Source organism: Azospirillum sp. B4, from assembly GCF_000333275.1.
Classification (GTDB): domain Bacteria; phylum Pseudomonadota; class Alphaproteobacteria; order Azospirillales; family Azospirillaceae; genus Nitrospirillum.
Window position 1 is genome coordinate 1 of record NZ_BACU01000555.1, and the last position, 2,864, is coordinate 2,864.

Here is a 2,864-nt window from a genome sequence, read left to right on the forward strand (position 1 = left end):
GCTGAGAACTGAGTTATAAAAAAAGACTTTGGTCGCCACGGAAAGAAGCCGGCCGGACATCGCCCGCCACCGGGAGCGATGGCTGAGACTGCGACCGGGGATCGACCCGTCTCGATTGGTGTTCATCGACGAGACGTGGACCAAGACTAACATGGCGCCGTTGCGAGGCTGGGCCCCGCGTGGGCAACGGTTACCTGGTCCGGCCCCCTTCGGCCATTGGAATACCATGACCTTCATCGCCGCCCTGCGCCAAGATCGCGTGGATGCGCCGTGGCTGATCAAGGGGCCGATCAACGGCGAGCGCTTCAGGATCTATACCGAGCAGGTCCTTGTCCCGACATTGAAGCCCAACGACATCGTCATCATGGACAATCTCGGCTCACATAAAGGCAAGGCCGTCCGGGACGCCATACGGGCGGCCGGGGCCAGGGTGATCTTCCTTCCAAAATACTCACCCGACCTGAACCCCATCGAGCAGTTCTTCGCCAAACTCAAGCATCATCTGCGTCAAGCTCAAGAGCGATCTGCCGATGGCCTCTGTGCCGCCATCGGCAAAACTCTCCAAACCGTCACTCCCGCAGAGTGTTCAAACTACCTCGCCCATGCAGGGTATGTGCGAACCTAAAATCATCACGCTCTAGAGCCGGCTTCGTGCGCCTGAGCGTGGCGGCACGGCGCGCAAAGTCCCTATCCCGCCAGCGCCACCGGCTCGTTGCCGTAGAGCGCGGACAGCAGGTCGGCGGTGGTGACCATGCCCATCAGGCGGCCGGTGTCGTCCACCACCATGGCCTCATGCGCGCCGTTGGTCATGGCCGGCAGGATGTTGACTACCGGCGTGGCGGCCAGCGCCGTCACCGCCGGCTGGACCAAGCGGCGGATGCCTTGGCGGTTGGGGACCGTGGCCGGCTGGGGCGGGATGACGCCCAGCAATCGCCCGCGTTCATCCGTGACCGGCACGGTGCGCACGTGGTAATCGGCCATCAGCCCGCGCACCGTGGCCACCGTATCCTCCGGCCCCACCGCCGCTGGCACCTTGCACTGGATGGCGCCGCAGCGGATGTCGCCATGGCGGCGCTGATAGGCGCGCGCCTCCACCTGGCGGAACACGGCGTCCAGATCATCGCGGTCCACGTCCAACTGCTCCCCATAATGGGCCAGCACCTGATCCAGATCCTCGATGGTGTAGCCGGCGCTGTTGCGGGCGGGCTGGGGCTGGGCCGGCGCCACGTGGGGATAGCGGTGGCGGGTCAGGTTGTTGAAGACCAGGCCCATGGCGACCAGCAGGGCGGTGTTGACCGCCACCGGCGCCAGGACGAAGCCGAAGCCCGCCACCTGGATGGCGGGGCCGCCCAGCACGGCCGTCAACGCCACAGCCCCGCCCGGCGGGTGCAGGCAGCGCAGCAGGGACATCGCGACGATGGCCAGGGCCACGGCGCTGGCGCCCGCCAGCACCGGATCGGGGATCAGCCGGGCGCACAACACGGCGGCCAGGCCTGACACCACATTGCCGCCCAGCACCGCCCAGGGCTGGGCCAGCGGCGTGGCCGGGGCCGCGAACACCAGCACGCTGGAGGCGCCTATGGGTGCCACCAGATAGGGCAGGCCGGCGGTGCCGCCCAGCCACCAGCGGCTGATCAGCGTGGTCAGCAGGATGCCCAATAGCGCGCCAGCGAAGATGCGGACACGGGCCAGCGCCGGCAAGGCGGGCTGCATGGGGCGGAAGGACCGCAGGTAGGGATGCATCGGGGGTGACCAGACGGCAATTACTCAAAATAAGATGTGAAAAATATCCATCTTATGGCGCCTTGATAGCATGACCCGATGCCCGGCCAGATTAAAAAAAAGCCCATCCCCCGGGGAACGAGGGATGGGCACCAGCGGACGGAGGGTAGGGACCGGGTGGATGGGAGCCGCACCCGGGCAGTCAGACCGCCGCCGGATTCAAGGGAAGATGAAGGGACTGACGCGTAGGCGCGCCGGGGATCAGTTGATCGGTGTCTGGGCGTGGCTGACGGCCGAGGCCAGTTGGGCGACGCAGTGGCGATGGTCGACACCACCAGGGGTGTGGCCCATCTCGGCGCAGGCGCGCGCCTCCGGCACCGGCTGCTGGGCGGCGGCGGCCTGGGTCTTCAGGCTGTCCACGCAGGCGGCGAAATCAACGTTGGCCGGGGCCAAGCCAAGGGTGTCGCGGCAGACGCGCCGGGCCGCGTCCGTCTGAGCCCCCGTCACCGTGATGGCGGGCACCTGGGCGGTGCCGGCGGCAGACGCCGCGCCGATACCCAGCGGGGCAGCGAGGGCGGCCAGGACGGGAAGGACGGCCAGGGTCTTGGTGAAACGCATGGGATGTCTCCTTGTGAGGTGAAGATGTGAGGGAAGGAACGCTGGGTCAGCCGGGACTGAACTGCAGTTTGGCCGCCAGTTCCTGGTGACGGGCGACGTCGCCGTCGTCGATGACCACGCGCTCCCCCTGCGCCTTGCGCCGGTCCATCCAACCGCTGATCAGCTCGGCGCAGGTGTGGTCCACGAACCAGAGGGAGCGCATGCGCAGGGTGACGCGGCGGGCGGGCGGCAGGCCTTCCAGGGCCTGGGCCAGGCGGGGCAACTGCACAAGGCTGGCGGAGCCCGACAGCACCACCTCCCACTCGCCGGCCTCTTTCTCCCGTGTCACGACCAGCAGGCGCAGGCGGCGTACCTGGGGCAGCAGTTCGATCAGGCTGAGGCCCAGGCCGACCAGTACGCCGGTCAGAAGGTCGGTGCCGACAACGGTGACCAGGGTGACGGCCCAGATGGTGGCGGGCAGGGCGCCGTAGCGTTCGAACAGGTGGCGGGCATGGGCGACACTGACCAGGCGATAGCCGGTGACC

At 67.7% G+C, this 2,864-nt stretch carries 2 protein-coding genes and 2 pseudogenes (1 of these 4 running past the window's edge); 1 reads left to right on the top strand and 3 read right to left on the bottom strand.

The window, feature by feature from the left end; all coding sequences use genetic code 11:
* Positions 1-19 precede the first annotated feature (19 nt).
* Positions 20-625, top strand: a pseudogene (locus I55_RS24920) (IS630 family transposase); the annotation flags it as partial.
* 62 nt (positions 626-687) lie between these two features.
* On the opposite strand, the gene I55_RS24925 reads toward I55_RS24920, so the two are convergent.
* The 3 genes and pseudogenes from I55_RS24925 to I55_RS24935 all read right to left on the bottom strand — a co-directional run.
* Complete coding sequence (locus tag I55_RS24925; protein ID WP_044563422.1) at positions 688-1,743, bottom strand: HPP family protein; 1,056 nt, start codon at positions 1,741-1,743, stop codon at positions 688-690.
* A 240-nt stretch (positions 1,744-1,983) separates the two neighbouring features.
* A complete protein-coding gene (locus I55_RS24930) occupies positions 1,984-2,340 on the bottom strand; it encodes a hypothetical protein (protein ID WP_044563423.1) in 357 nt (118 codons plus the stop codon).
* Positions 2,341-2,386: 46 nt separating this feature from the next.
* Positions 2,387-2,864 (bottom strand): annotated as a pseudogene (locus I55_RS24935) (SulP family inorganic anion transporter) (its annotated part continues 304 nt past the right edge of the window); the annotation flags it as partial.